This is a genomic window from Limnothrix sp. HT2024, from assembly GCF_059138625.1.
This window is the reverse complement of record NZ_CM181121.1, coordinates 1717968-1734370: the sequence shown is the minus strand read 5'-3', so window position 1 is coordinate 1734370 and position 16403 is coordinate 1717968. Positions and strand designations below refer to the sequence as shown.

The following is a 16403-nucleotide window of genomic DNA, read 5'->3' as shown; positions in this document are numbered from 1 at the left end:
TGCTCGATTCCCTTTGATTGCTCTTCCCGATCGCCCCATGCTCGATCTCGATCCTGCTTCAACGGATTCCCAGGAGGCCCTCGCAGACGCTATGGCTCGATCGCGTAAGCCTCGCCTGACCTGGCAGGGCGCATTTACCTCGGTCATGTTCTTCCTGATGTACCTGCCGATTCTGGTACTGACGGTCTATAGCTTCAATCAGTCGCCCTACAGCGCCGGTTGGACAGGGTTCACCCTGGAGTGGTATGCCAAGCTGCTGCGGGATGGGCGGATTTTGGGAGCCTTGCAGACCAGCCTGGCAGTAGGACTGGGGGCTGTGGTGGTGTCGGCTGTGCTGGGAACCACGATGGCCGTTGGCTTGGCCCGCTATCGATTTTGGGGCAAGGGACTATATCTAGGCATGTCCTATTTGCCCCTGATCGTGCCGGACATTGCGATCGCGGTGGCCACATTGGTGTTCTTGGCAGCCCTGACGATTCCCCTCAGCTTCTGGACAATTGTGGCGGCTCATATTGTCTTTTGCCTGGCCTATATTGCCCTGGCGGTTTCCACGCGATTGGCGGATCTCAATCCCTATTTGGAAGAAGCGGCCCAAGATTTGGGCGCAACGCCGATTCAATCCTTCTTTCAGGTGCTGTTGCCGCAACTGGTGCCGGGAATTATGTCGGGCTGTTTGTTGGCCTTTGTGCTCAGTTTGGATGACTTTTTAATTGCCAGTTTCACGGCCGGTGGCGGTGCAACGACACTCCCAATGGAAATTTTCAGCCGAATTCGCACGGGGGTTAAGCCGGATGTGAATGCCTTGAGTGTGCTGTTGCTGTTGGGTTCCGGGGCGATCGCCTTTGCGGCTGAATGGCTCCGTTTCCAAAGCGAGAAAAAGCCTTCTTAGGGGATGCCTGAACAGCCAAAACAGCTACCGTGCGGTTCTCACCGACCGACAAAGACAAGGGGCTTAAGCCCCTTGCTCCCCACGATCCGCTAGCGGCAGAATCAGGGTTTCAGGCGATTTGACGACAGGCCCTTGTATGTGGAAGGCGGTGGAGCAGGAAGGTTAAGCTCAGGCATAATCGACCCTCTCCCATCCGGTAGAGACTCTGGACAGGCCCTGAAGCTCCGAAGCTTGAGGCTTAGATTGAAGAGCCGACCGGAACCCGCCTTCCCGGACACTGCCAGTAGACTGAACAGTATTCAGAGTGACCGCTTGAGCGCTGTCACCTCGGATCAAGCAAGGGTAGCACTGGGTCAGTGACCGTCCCTCTTTCTTGTCCACCCCAACCATGACTAATCCAATCTATATTCCCCTGGGCATCGACATCAGCAAACACCACTTCGATGTTGCCCTCTGCAAAGCACCCTCGACCGCTCGCAGCAAAAGTGCCTTTCACACCAGCCAGTTTGCCAACAACGAAACCGGATTTCACGAATTACTCGCTTGGCTCGAACAACACCAAGTCCACCACATTCATGCTTGCCTAGAAGCAACTAACATTTATGGTCATGAGTTGGCAGCCTTCCTGTATCAACGGGAGCAGCGGGTCAGCATTGTGAATCCTTCCCAAGTCAAGGGCTATGGGCAAAGTCGCCTGAAGCGCACCAAGAGTGACCAGGCGGATGCGGGAGTGATTGCCCAATTCTGTCGTGACCTGACTCCTCCCCTGTGGGAACCGTTACCGGAAGCCCTAGAGCAATTGCAGCAGCTTTCCCGCCGCGTGGAAGCGCTGATCTCGATGCGGACTGAGGAGAAAAATCGGTTGGACTCTTGCCGTAATCCCCACTTACAGACTGATCTACAAGCCCATATTGCCTATCTGTCGGAGCGGATTGATGACCTAAAAAAGCTGAGAGCTTCAAGTAGATACAGCCTTTACCGTAATCACTAGGTACAATAGCAACATTTGGTAAACCAGTTTTTCAGGCACTATAAATCCACCAGTCGGGCTGCTAATCTAGTTAATTGTTCCAACACTTCTATGGTTTCTGTTCTAAATTTCCACAAAAAGATTTTTAACTGTGACCACATCATTTCTATAGGGTTAAAGTCTGGTGAATACACTGACAGATATTCTACTGTTGCTCCTACTGCTTCTATCATTTCTTTCACCTCTGGACGATGATGAGAGTTTAAGTTGTCCATGATAACCACATCACCCGCTTTTAACTGCGGTGCCAAGTTTACTTTAACAAACTCTAGAAAATCTTCCTTTTTCATTGAGCCTTTCAATCCTTTTATTGTGACAACTCCTGATCGCCTGATCGCACTAATGACTGTCATCTTTTTACCGTAATAGGGCTTCTGGGTTTCATAAGCCTTCATTCCTTTTTTAGCTCTGGCCATGGGGCGATTCATCCCAACCCAAAAACCGCTTTCGTCAATGAAGACAAGCTTTTCAGCTTCCACTTTCAAAATTCTCTGCCAGTAGCTCACGCGCTCGGCTTGTACTTCCGCCGTGATTACTTTTTCGCTCCTGTATGTTTTTTTTGAGGCTGATGTCATGTTGCTTTAAAAATCGATCCATCATGCTTGTGTTAGAACTGACACCCAATTTTTCTTGCACTGCTTCGCAATACTCTCGCAATGTAAAATCAGGATTGGTCTCTACAATTTCTAAGATGGCTTCTTCATGCTGAGATAAGATGCTCACTCGCTTCGTGCCACACTTCTTAGGTACTAAGCTTCCAGTTGAACGATATAGGTTTAGAAGCCGCCTGACGGTATCTGGACTAATCGAAAACTGTTTTGCCACTTTCCGAATTGAAGTGTCTCCCTTTTCGTAGGCTTCTACAATCTTTCGGCGCAAGTCCAGAGAATAACGACCCATGAGTTTTCCTGACGATAACTCAACTACACTTATAATTATGCCGTGCCAATCGTTCTAGGTAAAGGCTGTAATGTTATGACAAAATGGGGTGAGTCGCTTTTCAGCCTGGCCATGACAATGCACTGTCCCCATTGTGATTCTCAAAACATCATTAAGAGTGGTTTAGTCAAAGGTCGTCAACGATTTAAGTGCAAAGACTGTAGCTACCAGTTTACCAACCTGTCTAAAGAGCGGGGCAAGCCTCTCTGGATGAAATTGGAGGCTGTTTTGATGTACCTCAGCGGTATGTCCATGAATGCAACAGGCAAGCTACTGGGTGTCTCAGCTCAATCAGTCCTGAATTGGGTCAGAGATTTCGGCGAAGTCAATTATGAAAAGCCAGTTCCAGAATCCGCAATCGTGATTGAATTAGATGAATTATGGCATTTTGTCCAGGCAAAAAACAAATTATGGGTCTGGAAGGCATATGACCGTAATACTGGGCAACTCATCGACTGGGAATTGGGAAATCGTGATAGTCAAACTTTAGGTCGTTTGCTGAAGCGATTATCGAAGTGGCGGGTGACGGTATATTGCACCGATGATTGGAAACCTTATCAACAGCTCTTGGACAATCATCCTGAGGCTTTTCATGTGATTAGTAAGAAGGAGACCGTAGCCCTTGAGAGAAACAATTCAGACAATCGTCACTGGTTTGCTCGATTCCATCGAAGAACAAAGGTTGTCTCTAAATCAGTACACATGGTTGACCTGACCATGGCATTATTTGCCAAATTTAGGGTGAATGGCACGATTGATCTGCTACGCGATTGGCGCTTGGCATTACTGTCTTGAAACTCTCGGCGAACACAGTATCTCAGCCCCTTGTCTACGTCGATCCCTGGAGCGTACAGAGTAGCAATCTTGGCTTTTTAGACATCCTCTCAGAAGTGCTAGACCTCCATGCCAACCAGTTCCCAGCCAACTGATGATGCCGAGCAAACCCAAGCTGTCAGTTTTCCGCCGCTCACGGAAATTACGTTTGAGGAAGGCTATCTCGAAGCCGAGGAAATCCCATTTGCAGAATTGGCCCAACAGCAAGCTCAGAGCGAGGAACTATCAAGCCCAAAACCTCCCCAGATTCAGACCCTGCCTCTGGAGCCATTTACCTTTGAAACCGCTGCCCGATCGCCTGATCTGGAAATCCAGCGTTCTACAGGGAAAGCCCAGCAGTTCATTGAGCAATTGCCCAATGGGTTGACCCTAGCGATGGTGTTGATTCCCAGCGGCACGTTTCTGATGGGATCACCTGAAGCAGAACCCCAATCTCGCGATAGCGAGCGCCCCCAGCATCTGGTGACAGTCCCTGAGTTTTTGATGGGGAGATATCCAATGACCCAAGCTCAATGGTGGGCGATCGCCGAGTTGCCCAAGGTCAACATTGACCTCAACCCCAATCCCGCAAAGTTCACAGAACATGACCGGGGCGATCGGGCTGAAAACCGCCCGGTGGAATGTGTCACTTGGCACGAAGCGATCGAAGCTTGCGATCGGCTCTCCCAAGCCACTGGCCGCCCCTATGGTTTGCCCAGCGAAGCCCAGTGGGAATATGCTTGCCGCGCTGGAGCCACCAAGCCCACACCTTTTTGCTTTGGTGAACCAATCACGCCCGAACTGGCGAACTACGACGGCAACTACACCTACGCCAATGGCCCCAAGGGAGCCTCTCGCCAGCGCACTACCGCCGTTGGCAGCTTTCCAGCCAATGCCTGGGGCCTGCATGATATGCACGGCAATGTTTGGGAATGGTGCGCTGATCTTTGGCACTCCAATTATCAGGGTGCGCCCACCGATGGCAGCGCCTGGACATCAGATTCGACAAAAGATTCGCGGCCTTTGCGAGGCGGTTCCTGGAGCAGCAATCCCAGCAATTGTCGCTCTGCGGTTCGTGTCAAAAATTCACCGGACAGCCGCTTTAACTATGTCGGTTTTCGAGTTTGTTGTGCCGTTGCGCAGGCTCCCGAAGCGGGCTTGGTTGAAGAGTGATGTAGGTATCTGGGCGCACGATCGGGAGGTAAGACCAATCTCCATATTCAACGACGACGATCGACTGGGTAGCCGCAATCCACGAATCATTGCGACTCGTTTTCCAAGCTTCCATCATCCCAAAAAGTGCAAGAGATCTTAATTTGTTGCCATGTCCAGTGTTGCTAACCCTGCCGTGCGATTTGTGTTGCGCTACCGTTCGCGCAATGCCTTGCAATATGTCGAAGACTTAGGTAACGGCATCACCCTGGAAATGCTAAAAATTCCCGGTGGCACATTTCTGATGGGATCGCCTGCTCATGAACTAGGGCGTTATGAGGATGTGGGAGAAGAGCTGCACGCCGTCACCGTACCGGATTTTTTCCTAGGTAAATATCCAATCACCCAAGCCCAATGGCGAGCGATTTGTGCGCTGCCACCCGCTAATGCTGACTTAGTGCTGAATCCCGATCCTGCACAGTGTCTCAACGACTTTCAGGATGGAGAAACGGTGATTGGTGCCGATCAGCGCCCCGTAGAGTACGTTAGTTGGCACGAAGCCACCGAAGCTTGCGCCCGCCTGGCCCAAGCCACTGGCCGCCCCTATTGTTTGCCCAGTGAAGCCCAGTGGGAATATGCCTGTCGTGCTGGGACAACCACGCCCTTTCACTTTGGCGAAACCCTCACTAGTGAAGTGGCGAATTACGATGCAAACGATGCCTACGACCGTGGCTCCCAAGGGGAATATCGGCAAGAGACTACTCCGGTTGGCTACTTTCCGCCCAATGCCTGGGGCCTGCATGATATGCACGGCAATGTCTGGGAATGGTGCGCTGATCTTTGGCACTCTCACTATCAAGGTGCGCCCACCGACGGCAGCGCTTGGATCGTAGACGCGGAAAGCGATGCACGGCTTTTGCGGGGCGGTTCATGGTACTACAGCCCTGGGAATTGTCGCTCTGCGGTTCGTAGCTACTTTTCGCCGGAGAGCCTCAGCGCTGTTGTCGGTTTTCGAGTTTGTTGTGCCGTTGTGCGGACTCGCGAAGTGGGCTTGGTTGAAGAGTGATGTAGGCTTGCATGGGAGCACAGTATCTACGGTTTTTCGTGGAATTGCTGCATGGAGCGCATACCAATCAAACGAAAATTGATGGGTTGATTGGTATGCGCCCTGTGGTGATCCATTAGACCTCTTGCACGAATAAAGCAGTAGTGTAGAAAGTCGTCGTCACCCTGATCGGGAGATGCTCTACGAAAGCCTCGCCTCGCTGCCCCCATCACAGTTTCGCCGTGCCTGTGGCTTCAGTCGCTCCACCTTCCAAGCCATGCTGGAAGTCCTCCGCCCCGCCCTAGACCGGAGTGGCAAACGCGGGGGCCAAAATAGTCTGAGTGTTGAGAATCAGCTTCTGCTAACCCTGCAATACTGGCGCGAGTATCGCACCCAATTCCACATCGGTCTCGATTTCGGGGTCTCAGAAGCCACCGTCTGTCGGATCATCAACCGTGTTGAGACCGTCTTGGTCAAAAGTGGTCGGTTTGCCTTGCCCGGCAAACGCCGTCTCTTAGACCCCGAAACCGACGAGTCAGTGGTGGTGATTGATGTGACCGAAGTCGCCATTGAACGCCCAAAAAAAACAGCGAGCTTACTACAGCGGTAAGCAAAAGCGGCATCCGTTGAAAGGGCAATTGGTGATTGATTGGCGCTCCGGTCAATTCCTAGCGGTGGCAATCGGTCGAGGTCGCACCCATGACCTGCGACTTTGGCGTGAGAGCGCGTTTCGCCTAGCCCCAGACCGGCTGTGTCTAGCGGATAGTGGGTATCAAGGGCTAGCTCGTCACCATGAAGCCACGATCGTTCCGAAACGGAAACCACCTCGAAAGTGCCTGCCTGACGAGGAAAAAGCCTGCAATCAGGCGTTAGCGGCGGTGCGCATTCGGATTGAGCACGCCATTCGTCGCTTGAAGCGATTTCGGATCTTCTCAGAACGCTATCGCAATCGTCGTCGCCGTTTTGGCTTGAGGCTCCATCTGTTAGCTGGGTTGCTCAACTACCAAGCGGCACATCCAATTTGATTCGTGCAAGAGGTCTATTGACCGTTGCGTGATGCTTGGGTCATGCTCCCACAGGCTCCCCATTGCACCGTACCGCAACCCGTGAGCCTAGATCGGAATTTCGATCGTGAACGTGGTTCCCTCCTGGGCCGTTGAATGGCAACGGAGCGATCCTTGGTGCTGTTCCTGCACAATTTGGTAGCTGATGGCCAAACCCAGCCCCGTGCCCTGGCCGATCGGCTTGGTGGTGTAAAACGGCTCAAAAATCTTCGATTGCAGCGCTTCGGGAATGCCCAAGCCGTTGTCCTGGATGGCAATTTGCACCCGATCGGGCTGGCTGAGGCGCGTGGTGATTTGCAATTGGGGCGCAAATCCGGCTCCCTCCTGGGCCCAGCGATCGCCCAAGGCATCGATCGCATTGCTCAACAGATTCATCAACACCTGATTGAGCTGATTGGCGTGGCAAGTGACTGGGGGCAAATTGCCATAATCCTTAGTCACTTGAATGGCCGGGCGATCGCCCTGATCAATCAATCGGTGATTCAAAATCATCAATGTGTTGTCTAGCCCCTCATGCAAATTCACCGCCTTCATGCTGGACTCATCCAAGCGGGAAAAATTCCGCAGTCCCAGGACAATATTGGTGATTCGTTGGCAACCGGATTGCAACGAGCCGAGCACTTGCGGTAAATCGGCGATCAGGAAGTCGAAATCCAGATCCTCCAGGCGATCGCGCATGGCCGGCGAAAGATTGGGATATTCCGTTTGATAGGCCTGAACAATGCTCACCAAATCCTGGAAATAGGTTTCCATGTGGTACAAATTCCCCGCAATGAACGCCGTGGGGTTATTGATTTCATGGGCAATTCCGGCCACCATTTGCCCCAAGCTCGACATCTTTTCCGCCTGGATGAGTTGGGCTTGGGTTTGGCGCAACCGCTGGAGTGTTTCTTGGAGTTTGGCGGTGCGTTCTTCCACCTTTTGTTCCAAGGAAAGATTGGCCGCTTGCAAGGCTTCGGCCCGGCGGTGGGCTTCCATGGCAATGCTGGCCAAGCTGGCGGCGGTGTTGATCACCTCTCGGTGATAGGCCGTGGGCTGGCAGGGAAACCGGTGCGACAGGGCAAAGGTTCCCAGCACTTCGCCATTGGCCGCCAAAAAGGGTGACGACCAACAGGCGCGGATCCCATGGCTGAGGGCAAAGTCCCGAAAGGGCGACCAAAGGGGGTTGGTGGCAATGTCCGTGGCAAAGACCGGCTCGCCGCGATAGGCCGCCGTGCCGCAGGATCCGGCACATTCGCCAATCATCAACCCATCAACCCCTTGGGCAAATTCCGTGGGCAGGCTGGGGGCGGCTCCGGCTCGCAGGCATTTCTGCTCGGGATCCAAGACCAAGATTGAGCAATAGGCTCCGGGCAGTTCCTGTTCCAGCAGTTCACAGAGTTGATTGAAGACGAATTGCAGCTTGCTCCCCTTAGCGATCGAACCGAGGACGCGGCTTTGGGTGTCGATCAATGCTTCCGATCGCCGCCGTTCGATCGCCCCCGCCAGCACATTGGTCACGGCTTGCAGGAAGTAAACGTCATCTTCCGAGAACGATCGGGGCTGTTCGTGATGAACTTCCAGCAGCCCCAGCAGTTGATCGCGACCCACCACGCCCAGCAGCAACCCGCTTTGGCTGTTGGCGGGCAAGGGCAGGGGAAAGTTTTGTAAATCGTGACCTAAGGGCACATTCGCCGCCAGCAATTGCGATTCCACGCTGAAGAGCGATTGCACCAAGGGCACATTCGCCACGCTGACTTCCATGGGTTCGTTGGCGGCGGCGGGAATGGTGGCCACACGCCGCAGGGACTGGCGATCGGACAACACGCGCCAAATGCTGCTGTAGGAAATTTTCAGCACCTCTGTCACCGCTTGCACAGCCCGCTCAAACAGGCGATCGAGCTGATTTTCCAGCAAGGCCCACTGGCTTAAGGCTGTGATCACCATTTGTGAATTGCGATCGCTCAAGCAAGAGTAGGTCGCGCGATCGGGAGCCGTCAACGGAGAGTGGATAGCAGGATTAGCAAAGCTCATAGGGATTAAATGCGGTGGAGTTTCGATCAGAGTGCTAATGAAAATCTGTATTCACGAAAACGCCATTCACGAAAACGCCACTGACAAAAATGCCTAGGAAACTCGTTAGCAACCTCAAGCATCCTGAAATTGTCCCAAGACTTTAATTGTCCCAAGACTTTTAGGCGTTGGTAGGCGGCATCGGATGCTGCGCAGGCATCCTCCCATGCGGCAGCGGTTTCGGTTGCAGTAGAACTCTTGCGCGAATCCGCCCTCATCCCCCAACCCCTTCTGCTCAAGGGGGGACGAAGAGGATTGAGACATGGTGAGTCAGAGCGATCCCGTTTTTGGTGATCTAGTCCCTTTGCTGATTGGGGAGAGAGGTTTGGGTGCGGGTCTTGATTGGTGCAAGAGGTCTAATGGCGATCGTTCGCAAATCATGTGGTTTGCAAACAAAGGGTACGGACTGCCCTGATGAGGGCTTACGGTAGCGGCTAAAGGCGAAAAACTCGGGAATAAGCTCTCAAAGGCAAAAAATTCTTAAAAATAGGGAATATTCGTGAAAAATTGGTTACGAAGGCTACCCAATGCGGCCTAGCTGGCGCACGATCGCCGACCTGATCAGTGCGAACCCTAGCGGTTGAGCAGCCATTTTTGGATTAATTCCATCAGGTGCTTCAGGCGCATGGGCTTGCTGAGGTAATCGTTGGCCCCCGCTTGCAGACAACGCTCCTGATCGCCCGGCATGGTCAGGGCCGTGAGGGCAATAATTGGCACATTTGCCAGTCCCTCATCCTTGCGAATTTGCCGCATCGCTTCAATGCCATCAACCCCAGGCATTTGGATATCCATCACAATCAGGTCAGGGTGCTCCAGGGTGGCCAGGGTCACGGCGGCCGCCCCGTCCCGAGCCACCAACAGTCGATAGCCCTTCGTATCCAAGTAAGACGACACGGTGACAATGTTCGCTTCATTGTCTTCCACCAGCAAAATCAGGGGCGCGGATTCGGGCCCCTCCAGCAGCGAAGTGGTTTCTGTTACCTCAGCCCCTTGGCCGCTCACCGCTGACGCTGACACGGCCTGCGTGAGGGGCAACGTAAAGGAAAAACAACTGCCCTGGCCCAGGGTGCTGGTGACGTTCACCATGCCCCCATGGAGATTCACAATTCGTTTGACCAGGGCCAGGCCCAAGCCGGTTCCCTCGTATTGCCGGTTCAAGGCACTATCCACCTGAATGAAGGGCTGAAAGAGCCGTTTCAGGTTTTCTTCGCTGATGCCGATGCCGGTGTCGGTGACGCTGAATCGCAGGGCTTCGTAGAGGGTTTGGCTGTCGGGGTCGGGCTGGGCGATCGCGCCTTCTAGGTTGGAATAGCCCACCTCCAGCAAGATTGAGCCGCCTTCGGAGGTGAACTTCACCGCATTATTTAACAGATTGATCAACACCTGTCGCACCCGTCGCTCATCAATGCGGATGGGCGGAAAGTCTCGGGGTAATTTGGTGCTCAGGCGAATTCGTTTTTCCAAGGCCTGTTGTTTCACAAAGGCCAAACTGGACTCGCAAAGGGGGTGAATTTCCACATCGTTGTAGGCCAATTCCACTCGCCCGGCTTCAATTTTAGCCAAATCCAAAATGTCGTTAATCAGGGACAGCAAATGATTGCCGCTGCGTTCAATGATTTGCAGCACTTTGATTTGTTGCTCGGAAACGGAGCCAAACACATTCTCTTGCAGCCCTTCCACAATGCCCAAAATGGCGTTGAGCGGGGTTCGTAATTCATGGCTCATGTTGGCCAAGAATTCATCCTTGAGGCGGGTGGCTCGAGCTAGCTCTTCGTTGTTGAGGGCAAGCTGTTGGTTGCGCTCGGTGAGTTGCGCTTGGGCGGCTTGCCGCTGGGTCAGTTCCTGTTGCAGTCGATCGACCAAGGTGGCTTGCTGAATTGCGATCGCCAATTGGTTGGCAATTTGTTGCAGTAACTGAGCCTCAGATTCTTGCCAAACCCGCTTTTGATGGCAGGCATGAACCACCAAAACGCCCCAGAGTTTATTGGGCACAGTGGGAGCAACCCAACGGTGATCTTCGTGGGCAAAGGCTTCCTGCAAAATCGGAGCCACAATTTTGGATTGGATCTGACCTTCTTGAGAATATTCTCGTAGGCAATCGGTCCAGCGATCGTCCATCACATCGGCTACAATTCGGGACTTGCCTTGCCAGTACCACTCCAAGATTTCCGAAGACCAAACTTCATCTTCCCAATGGCGATCCTTGAGGTGAACTAATCCTTCAAGGACGGTTTCTTCAACGATCGCGCTGCGGCCATCATCAAATAGTTGAAACACAATCACCCGATCGCACTGCATCACCGCCTGCACCTGTTGGGTGACGGTGTGCAAAATATGATTGAGGTTTAAAGATTGCCGAATGCGTTCGGTAATTTGTGCCAGAACAGTTTGTTCCTGTAACTGGCGGCTGATGCGTAATTCGGCCTGTTGGCGCACCTCCAGTTCCTGCTGCACTTGGTGATAGAGACTGGACTGTTGAATGGCGATCGCCAATTGATTTGAAAGCCGATGGGCTAATTCCACCTCATCCGGCAACCAATGACGCGGGCGATCGCACTGATGAATGCACAGCAATCCCCACAGCTCCGAACCACAAAGCAGCGGCATCACCAAATTAGCCCGCACCTCAAACTGGGCCAAAATATCGCTGTGGCATTTGGTGAGACCATTGCTGTAAATGTCATCCACCACAAAGTAGCGACCATTGGCATAAAGCTGGGAATAATTATCCCCAAAACAGTGATCATGAATGCGAAGACTGAGGGCAGAAGAATAGGGCGCAATCACCGACTCCGCCACAAAACAACCGTCGTCGTAGTCTGCTTGGGGATAAAATTGAAAAATTCCAACTCGATCGGATTGCAGCACGGCTCGAATTTCATTACAAGCCACATCAAAAATGGTTTGTAAATCCAAAGATTGCCGAATTCGTTCAGCAATCATGAGCGCCAAATGCTCACTTTCGGCTTGTTTTTTTAAGGTAGCCTCGGCCTGCTTCCGCCTTGTAATTTCCTGGGCGGTTCCTAAGATACCTAAAACTTGGCCGTGAGCATCTTTGAGTGGAATTTTGTTGGTTTCTAACCAAATCGTCGAGCCATCCACCAAGCCATATTCCCGTTCGCAGCGGAGGGTCGCTTCCCCCGATCTCAAAACTTGTCGATCTTCTTCTTGAATCTGTGCCAAGGTTTCCAAATCCCAAGGCAGTTGATCATCTCCAACCCCAACTAATTCCTCGGCAGAACTTAAGCCAATGGTTGTGGCGCTGTAGTTATTAATGCCTTGATATTTCAGGTGCTGATCTTTCCAGAAAACAGCGATCGGAACCGTATCCAAAATCCCTTGCAGGAGTTGTTGGGATGCATGGCACTCGCGCTCAGCCTGTTTTTGGGCGCTGATATCACGACAAACGCAAATTAACAATCCATCGTCTGTGACGGTGAGGGATAACCCCTCATCAAAACTACTCCCATCTGGCCGTTGGGCAATGGCTTCCCCTTGCCAAGCCCGATCGCGGATCAAAATTGGAAAAACTTCCCGTTTAAAGCGGTCTAATTCTGCCTCGCCGTAGAGACTGCGCCAAGACTTTCCCAGGAGCTGTTCTGGGCTGTCATACCCAAACATGTCCAAATGGGATTGATTGAGGTAAACGTAAGTATCTTCCTTGAGAATGGCGATCCCATCTTTGGCGCATTCAATAGCGGCCAATTGCTGCTTCAAAATTGTGTTCAGGTGTTGTCGATCACTAACATCCAGGGATGGATGGGAATGCTGATTAGCAGATAATGTAGAGAACGGAGATAGTTGAGAGAGTTCAGTCTCTGGTTTGGGTTCTAGCTCGATTTTTTGCTCGATTACCTGTTTGGCCAAGTTGTGATGCAAGAGCACAGCGGCCACTGTTTTGCGAAGGGCTAAGCCGGTTAGATGCTCTTTAACTAAATAATCCATGGCCCCCAGTTTCAGGGCCTGTTCCGCCAAGGATTCTTGGTGGGCTTGAATCAACACAATTACCGGCAGTGGCAATTGACGTTTGATGCCCTCATGGAGACTTTCAAGCACGTGAATGCCCGTGCGATCGATCAAATCTAACAGCACCACATCGGGCCGGTGCGATCGCCACCACTCAACACCCTGCTCGCGACTTGGCGGAACCAGAATTTCATATTGCCGATGAAAATCACTCTGCAAGATCGCTTGCAAATAACTAGTATAAACTTTTACTTCGCTCTTGGAGGCCCCAATTAATAAAACTTTTGTCGGTGATTGCATCGGCGGAATGACAGCGGTATTGAGGCGTAGTTGGCTCATGGATCAAGATAGCGCGGTAATTTAAAGAGAGCGAGTTGATTGCGCTGAGGTCTGCGAAAGCTACACAGAGCAAAACTTTCTCACCCCAACCGAATCAGGCGAGCATGGTGAAATTCCAAAAGACGTGGAAAAATTGAAAAAAGAGTGAAAATTGTTCAAAATTAGTCTTAATTCGCCATTTACTATCCCCAAAGTCTGTTCTCCTTATTTCTAGGATAGATGAATTTTGATGAGTGATGATCCGAGAACCAGAGAGAACTAGGGTTTAATTAGGTATTAATTTACACAAGCGCAGTTTTCTTGAATTTTTGTTAAAAACTTAATTTTGAAGAGTCTGATCGCGACTGAAAGGCCGATGCTTCCAAATTTTTCTTGATCAATTCCCATGATCAGGGTTTTGAAAGTCCTAATCACAAAAAACTTAATGAGTGAAACGAATCACTCAGTTCCCATATTTTTAATAATCCCTGATTTCTAGGCTAACAGGGCTAAAAGGCATTGTCTACCGTGATGAAGATGTTATAAATTTTCAAAAACGCCTGTTTAAAACAATTAGAACTTAAAAAAAGTTGAAATACTTGAAAAAAGCTGAAATTATAGGCCATCTGATTTCTATTCCTGGCTCTGGCTGCCGCTGACGGTGAGTATTGATACCTCTCGGGAATCGCTGATGCAACCAAAATGGCCCAGCCCTGGAAGGCTCGTTTTGGAAGCATGATTGAAAAGCATTTCCCAGCCCCTGCTACGACGGTTTTCAGGTCAGTTAGCCGATCGCCCGGAGCAGGGCATACATAGCCGGCGCGATCGCCAGGGCTGGCAAAAACGAACCGACCCGAATTTGAGTTACTGCCAATAGGTTCAACCCGATCGCCACAATGGCCAAGCCGCCCACACCAGTGAGGGCCAATACCTGGGGATCGGTGGCTGGGTTGGGCACAAATTGGCTCAGCAAGCCCGCCGCCAGGGACAAGGCCCCTTGATAGATCCCCAGGGGCAACACCGAAAAGGCCACCCCCAACCCGGAGCTACCGGCCAGGGCGATCGCTGCCAGGCCGTCCATGGTGGCCTTGAGAATTAAGATTCGATCGTCGCCCGTGAGACCGTTGTTCAGGCAGCCCACCAGGGCCATGGGCCCCACGCAGAACAACAAACTAGCCGCCACAAAGCCTTCGGTGAATTGACCATCGCCCTTGACTTTGCTCTTGAGCCAGTCGCCCCACTGTTGCAAGCGGCGCTCGATCGCCAGGGCTTCTCCCACCAGGCCGCCCACCACCAGCGCCACCAGCCCCAACACAATCCCATCGATCGCAATGCCCTGAAGCCGACTCAGGCTTTGGGCCATTTGCAACCCCACCAAAATCACAATCAGCGCCACGCCTTGGGTGACGATTTGCAGCATGTTGGCAGACCAGTAGTTGCGCAACAGCAAACCCAGGCCGCTGCCAGCCAAGATGGTGGCAATGTTAATGATCGTTCCGCTAAGGGGATTAAAGGGGGCCATGGGGCAACTCGGGAAAGGTTAATCGGGCAGGTTGAGAAAACGGAGGCACGAACGCAGCGATCGAAAAAACCGATTGGGGGTTAGGGCCGGTCGTCGTTTAACCCGAAACCCTAGATCTGCCGTTAGCGGATCGCGAGGGACAAGGGGCTTAAGCCCCTTGTTACGACGGTTAGGACACAGAAGATCAGCCGTTCTAGCGTCACCTCGAAAAATGACGACACCCCCTAGGGCCGGTCGTCATTTCCTAGAATCAGGCGGAAACGATTGATTTTCCATGTCCCAGTCGTTGTGACAAGATGCTCAATCTCCTTGTCCCTCACGATCGTCTAAAGGTGGAATCAGGGTTTCAGGCAATTTGACCACAGCCCCTAGTCCCTGGATTAGTTTGCGAGCAATTTGGCCGCGCCAGTGGAAACACCGGCTTTTAAAATGGGCCAGGGAGCCAACTATCAGCGCTGCCAATTCTTGTCATAAATTCTGATCATCCATGACCCCACTCAGCTCCTTCAATGCCCCACCCCGCCGCTCACAGCATCCCTTGGGCCGCCGTTTGTGGGCCCTGACCCTGGCGTTGGTGGCCGCCGTTGGCCTTTGGTTGAGTGCCAGCGCGCCCGCCGCCGCGACGGGGGTGTATGACATGCCGCCTTTTGACCCGCAAACTTGGGTGCTCGATCGCGCCGATTTGTTCAGCCGCCTCACCAAAGGCAGTCTTGAAAAGTCCCTGCGCGACGTGGCTCAGTCCACGGGGTCAGAGGTTCGGTTTGTGACGTTCCGCCGCTTGGACTATGGCGAAACGATCGATAGCTTTGCCCAAGAATTATTTGAAACCTGGTTTCCGGAAGCTGAAGATCAAGCCAACCAGGTGTTGATGGCGTTTGATGCGGTCACCAACGATGCGGCGATCAAGGTGGGCAGCAACGCCCAAGCAACCCTCACCGCCGACATTGCCACCAGCGTGGCCCAAGAAACCCTGCTGGTGCCAATCCGCGATGGCAACTACAACGAAGCGTTCATCGAGGCCAAGGATCGGCTGGCGACGGTTTTGGCTGGCGAACCGGATCCCGGCCCGCCGGTTGTCGTCAGCAAAATTTCCGTAGAAAGCACCTTCAAAAAGGCTGAAGAGACCGATCGCAATGGTTCCACCATCCTGGTGGTGGTGCTGTTGATTTTGGCCACCGTGATCCCCATGGTCACCTACTTCGCCTACGTGCGCTGAGGTCGATTGCGCTGAGGCCAATATTTTGGGGCCTGGGCTGGCGGAGATGTCTTCAGACCTAGACCTGAGGTTGGCTGAGTGCTTCCCAGTTGCCAGAGTCTTTGGGGCGAGGGCGAAAGCCATAACCTTGGCTATGGTCGTCTTTCAAGTCCTCTCGCGTTGCGGGGGCTGGCCTGGGGCGGTCTAATGGGAGGGGCAAAGATTTCTGGCCCTTCCCTGAATCAAGACCAATTTCGCTGAAATTCAGGCGCAATTACGGGCACAATTAATAAAATCATTAACACTCTTGATAGTAGTAATTCCTTCCGGTTAGTTCTGCTCATCTTTAGGCTCAGTTCTAGGACGCTTCCTGACCAATTCAAGGGGCACGGATCCATAGCCCGCCATCAGCCCGAAT

General features: G+C 52.4%; 12 protein-coding genes. 8 read left to right on the top strand and 4 right to left on the bottom strand.

The annotated features are described in order from the left end of the window. Positions 1-91 precede the first annotated feature (91 nt). Entirely contained in the window at positions 92-889 is a 798-nt protein-coding gene (locus AC2IAX_RS06985) for an ABC transporter permease (protein ID WP_494390310.1), read from the top strand. A gap of 388 nt (positions 890-1277) precedes the next feature. Next, the gene (locus tag AC2IAX_RS06980) at positions 1278-1880 is read left to right on the top strand and encodes an IS110 family transposase (RefSeq protein WP_494389919.1); all 603 of its coding nucleotides are present in this window, start codon (positions 1278-1280) and stop codon (positions 1878-1880) included. 38 nt (positions 1881-1918) lie between these two features. Here the strand turns inward: AC2IAX_RS06980 and AC2IAX_RS06975 are convergent. Then, positions 1919-2819 (bottom strand): IS630 family transposase gene (locus AC2IAX_RS06975; RefSeq protein ID WP_494389918.1). Its coding sequence is split into 2 segments (ribosomal slippage): positions 1919-2480 and positions 2479-2819, totalling 903 coding nucleotides; the frame shifts between segments, so codons are not numbered across the junction. A 111-nt stretch (positions 2820-2930) separates the two neighbouring features. On the opposite strand from AC2IAX_RS06975, the gene AC2IAX_RS06970 reads away from it, so the two are divergent. The 5 genes from AC2IAX_RS06970 to AC2IAX_RS06950 all read left to right on the top strand — a co-directional run bounded on the left by AC2IAX_RS06970 (position 2931) and on the right by AC2IAX_RS06950 (position 6893). Next, positions 2931-3653: an IS1 family transposase gene (locus tag AC2IAX_RS06970; protein ID WP_494390309.1), complete on the top strand. Its 723-nt coding sequence runs from the start codon at positions 2931-2933 to the stop codon at positions 3651-3653. Between the two features lie 108 nt (positions 3654-3761). Further along, positions 3762-4844: a formylglycine-generating enzyme family protein gene (locus tag AC2IAX_RS06965; RefSeq protein WP_494389917.1), complete on the top strand. Its 1083-nt coding sequence runs from the start codon at positions 3762-3764 to the stop codon at positions 4842-4844. 151 nt (positions 4845-4995) lie between these two features. Beyond that, positions 4996-5889, top strand: a complete 894-nt coding sequence (locus tag AC2IAX_RS06960; protein WP_494389916.1) for a formylglycine-generating enzyme family protein — start codon at positions 4996-4998, stop codon at positions 5887-5889. Between the two features lie 175 nt (positions 5890-6064). After that, the gene (locus tag AC2IAX_RS06955) at positions 6065-6478 is read left to right on the top strand and encodes a transposase family protein (RefSeq protein ID WP_494387685.1); all 414 of its coding nucleotides are present in this window, start codon (positions 6065-6067) and stop codon (positions 6476-6478) included. After that, positions 6438-6893, top strand: coding sequence for a transposase family protein (locus AC2IAX_RS06950; protein ID WP_494389915.1), 456 nt, complete (start codon positions 6438-6440; stop codon positions 6891-6893). The genes AC2IAX_RS06955 and AC2IAX_RS06950 overlap by 41 nt, the downstream gene beginning before the upstream one ends. A gap of 87 nt (positions 6894-6980) precedes the next feature. On the opposite strand, the gene AC2IAX_RS06945 is transcribed toward AC2IAX_RS06950, so the two are convergent. From AC2IAX_RS06945 to AC2IAX_RS06935, 3 genes are all read right to left on the bottom strand, one after another. After that, positions 6981-8945, bottom strand: coding sequence for a GAF domain-containing sensor histidine kinase (locus AC2IAX_RS06945; protein WP_494389914.1), 1965 nt, complete (start codon positions 8943-8945; stop codon positions 6981-6983). A 612-nt stretch (positions 8946-9557) separates the two neighbouring features. After that, positions 9558-13289, bottom strand: a complete 3732-nt coding sequence (locus AC2IAX_RS06940) for a GAF domain-containing protein (protein WP_494389913.1) — start codon at positions 13287-13289, stop codon at positions 9558-9560. Positions 13290-14052: 763 nt separating this feature from the next. Further along, positions 14053-14790, bottom strand: a complete 738-nt coding sequence (locus AC2IAX_RS06935) for a DUF554 domain-containing protein (RefSeq protein WP_494389912.1) — start codon at positions 14788-14790, stop codon at positions 14053-14055. A 487-nt stretch (positions 14791-15277) separates the two neighbouring features. Between AC2IAX_RS06935 and psb32 the strand changes: the two genes are divergently transcribed. Continuing rightward, entirely contained in the window at positions 15278-16006 is a 729-nt protein-coding gene (gene psb32 / locus AC2IAX_RS06930; protein ID WP_494389911.1) for a photosystem II repair protein Psb32, read from the top strand. The last annotated feature ends 397 nt before the right edge of the window (positions 16007-16403 follow it).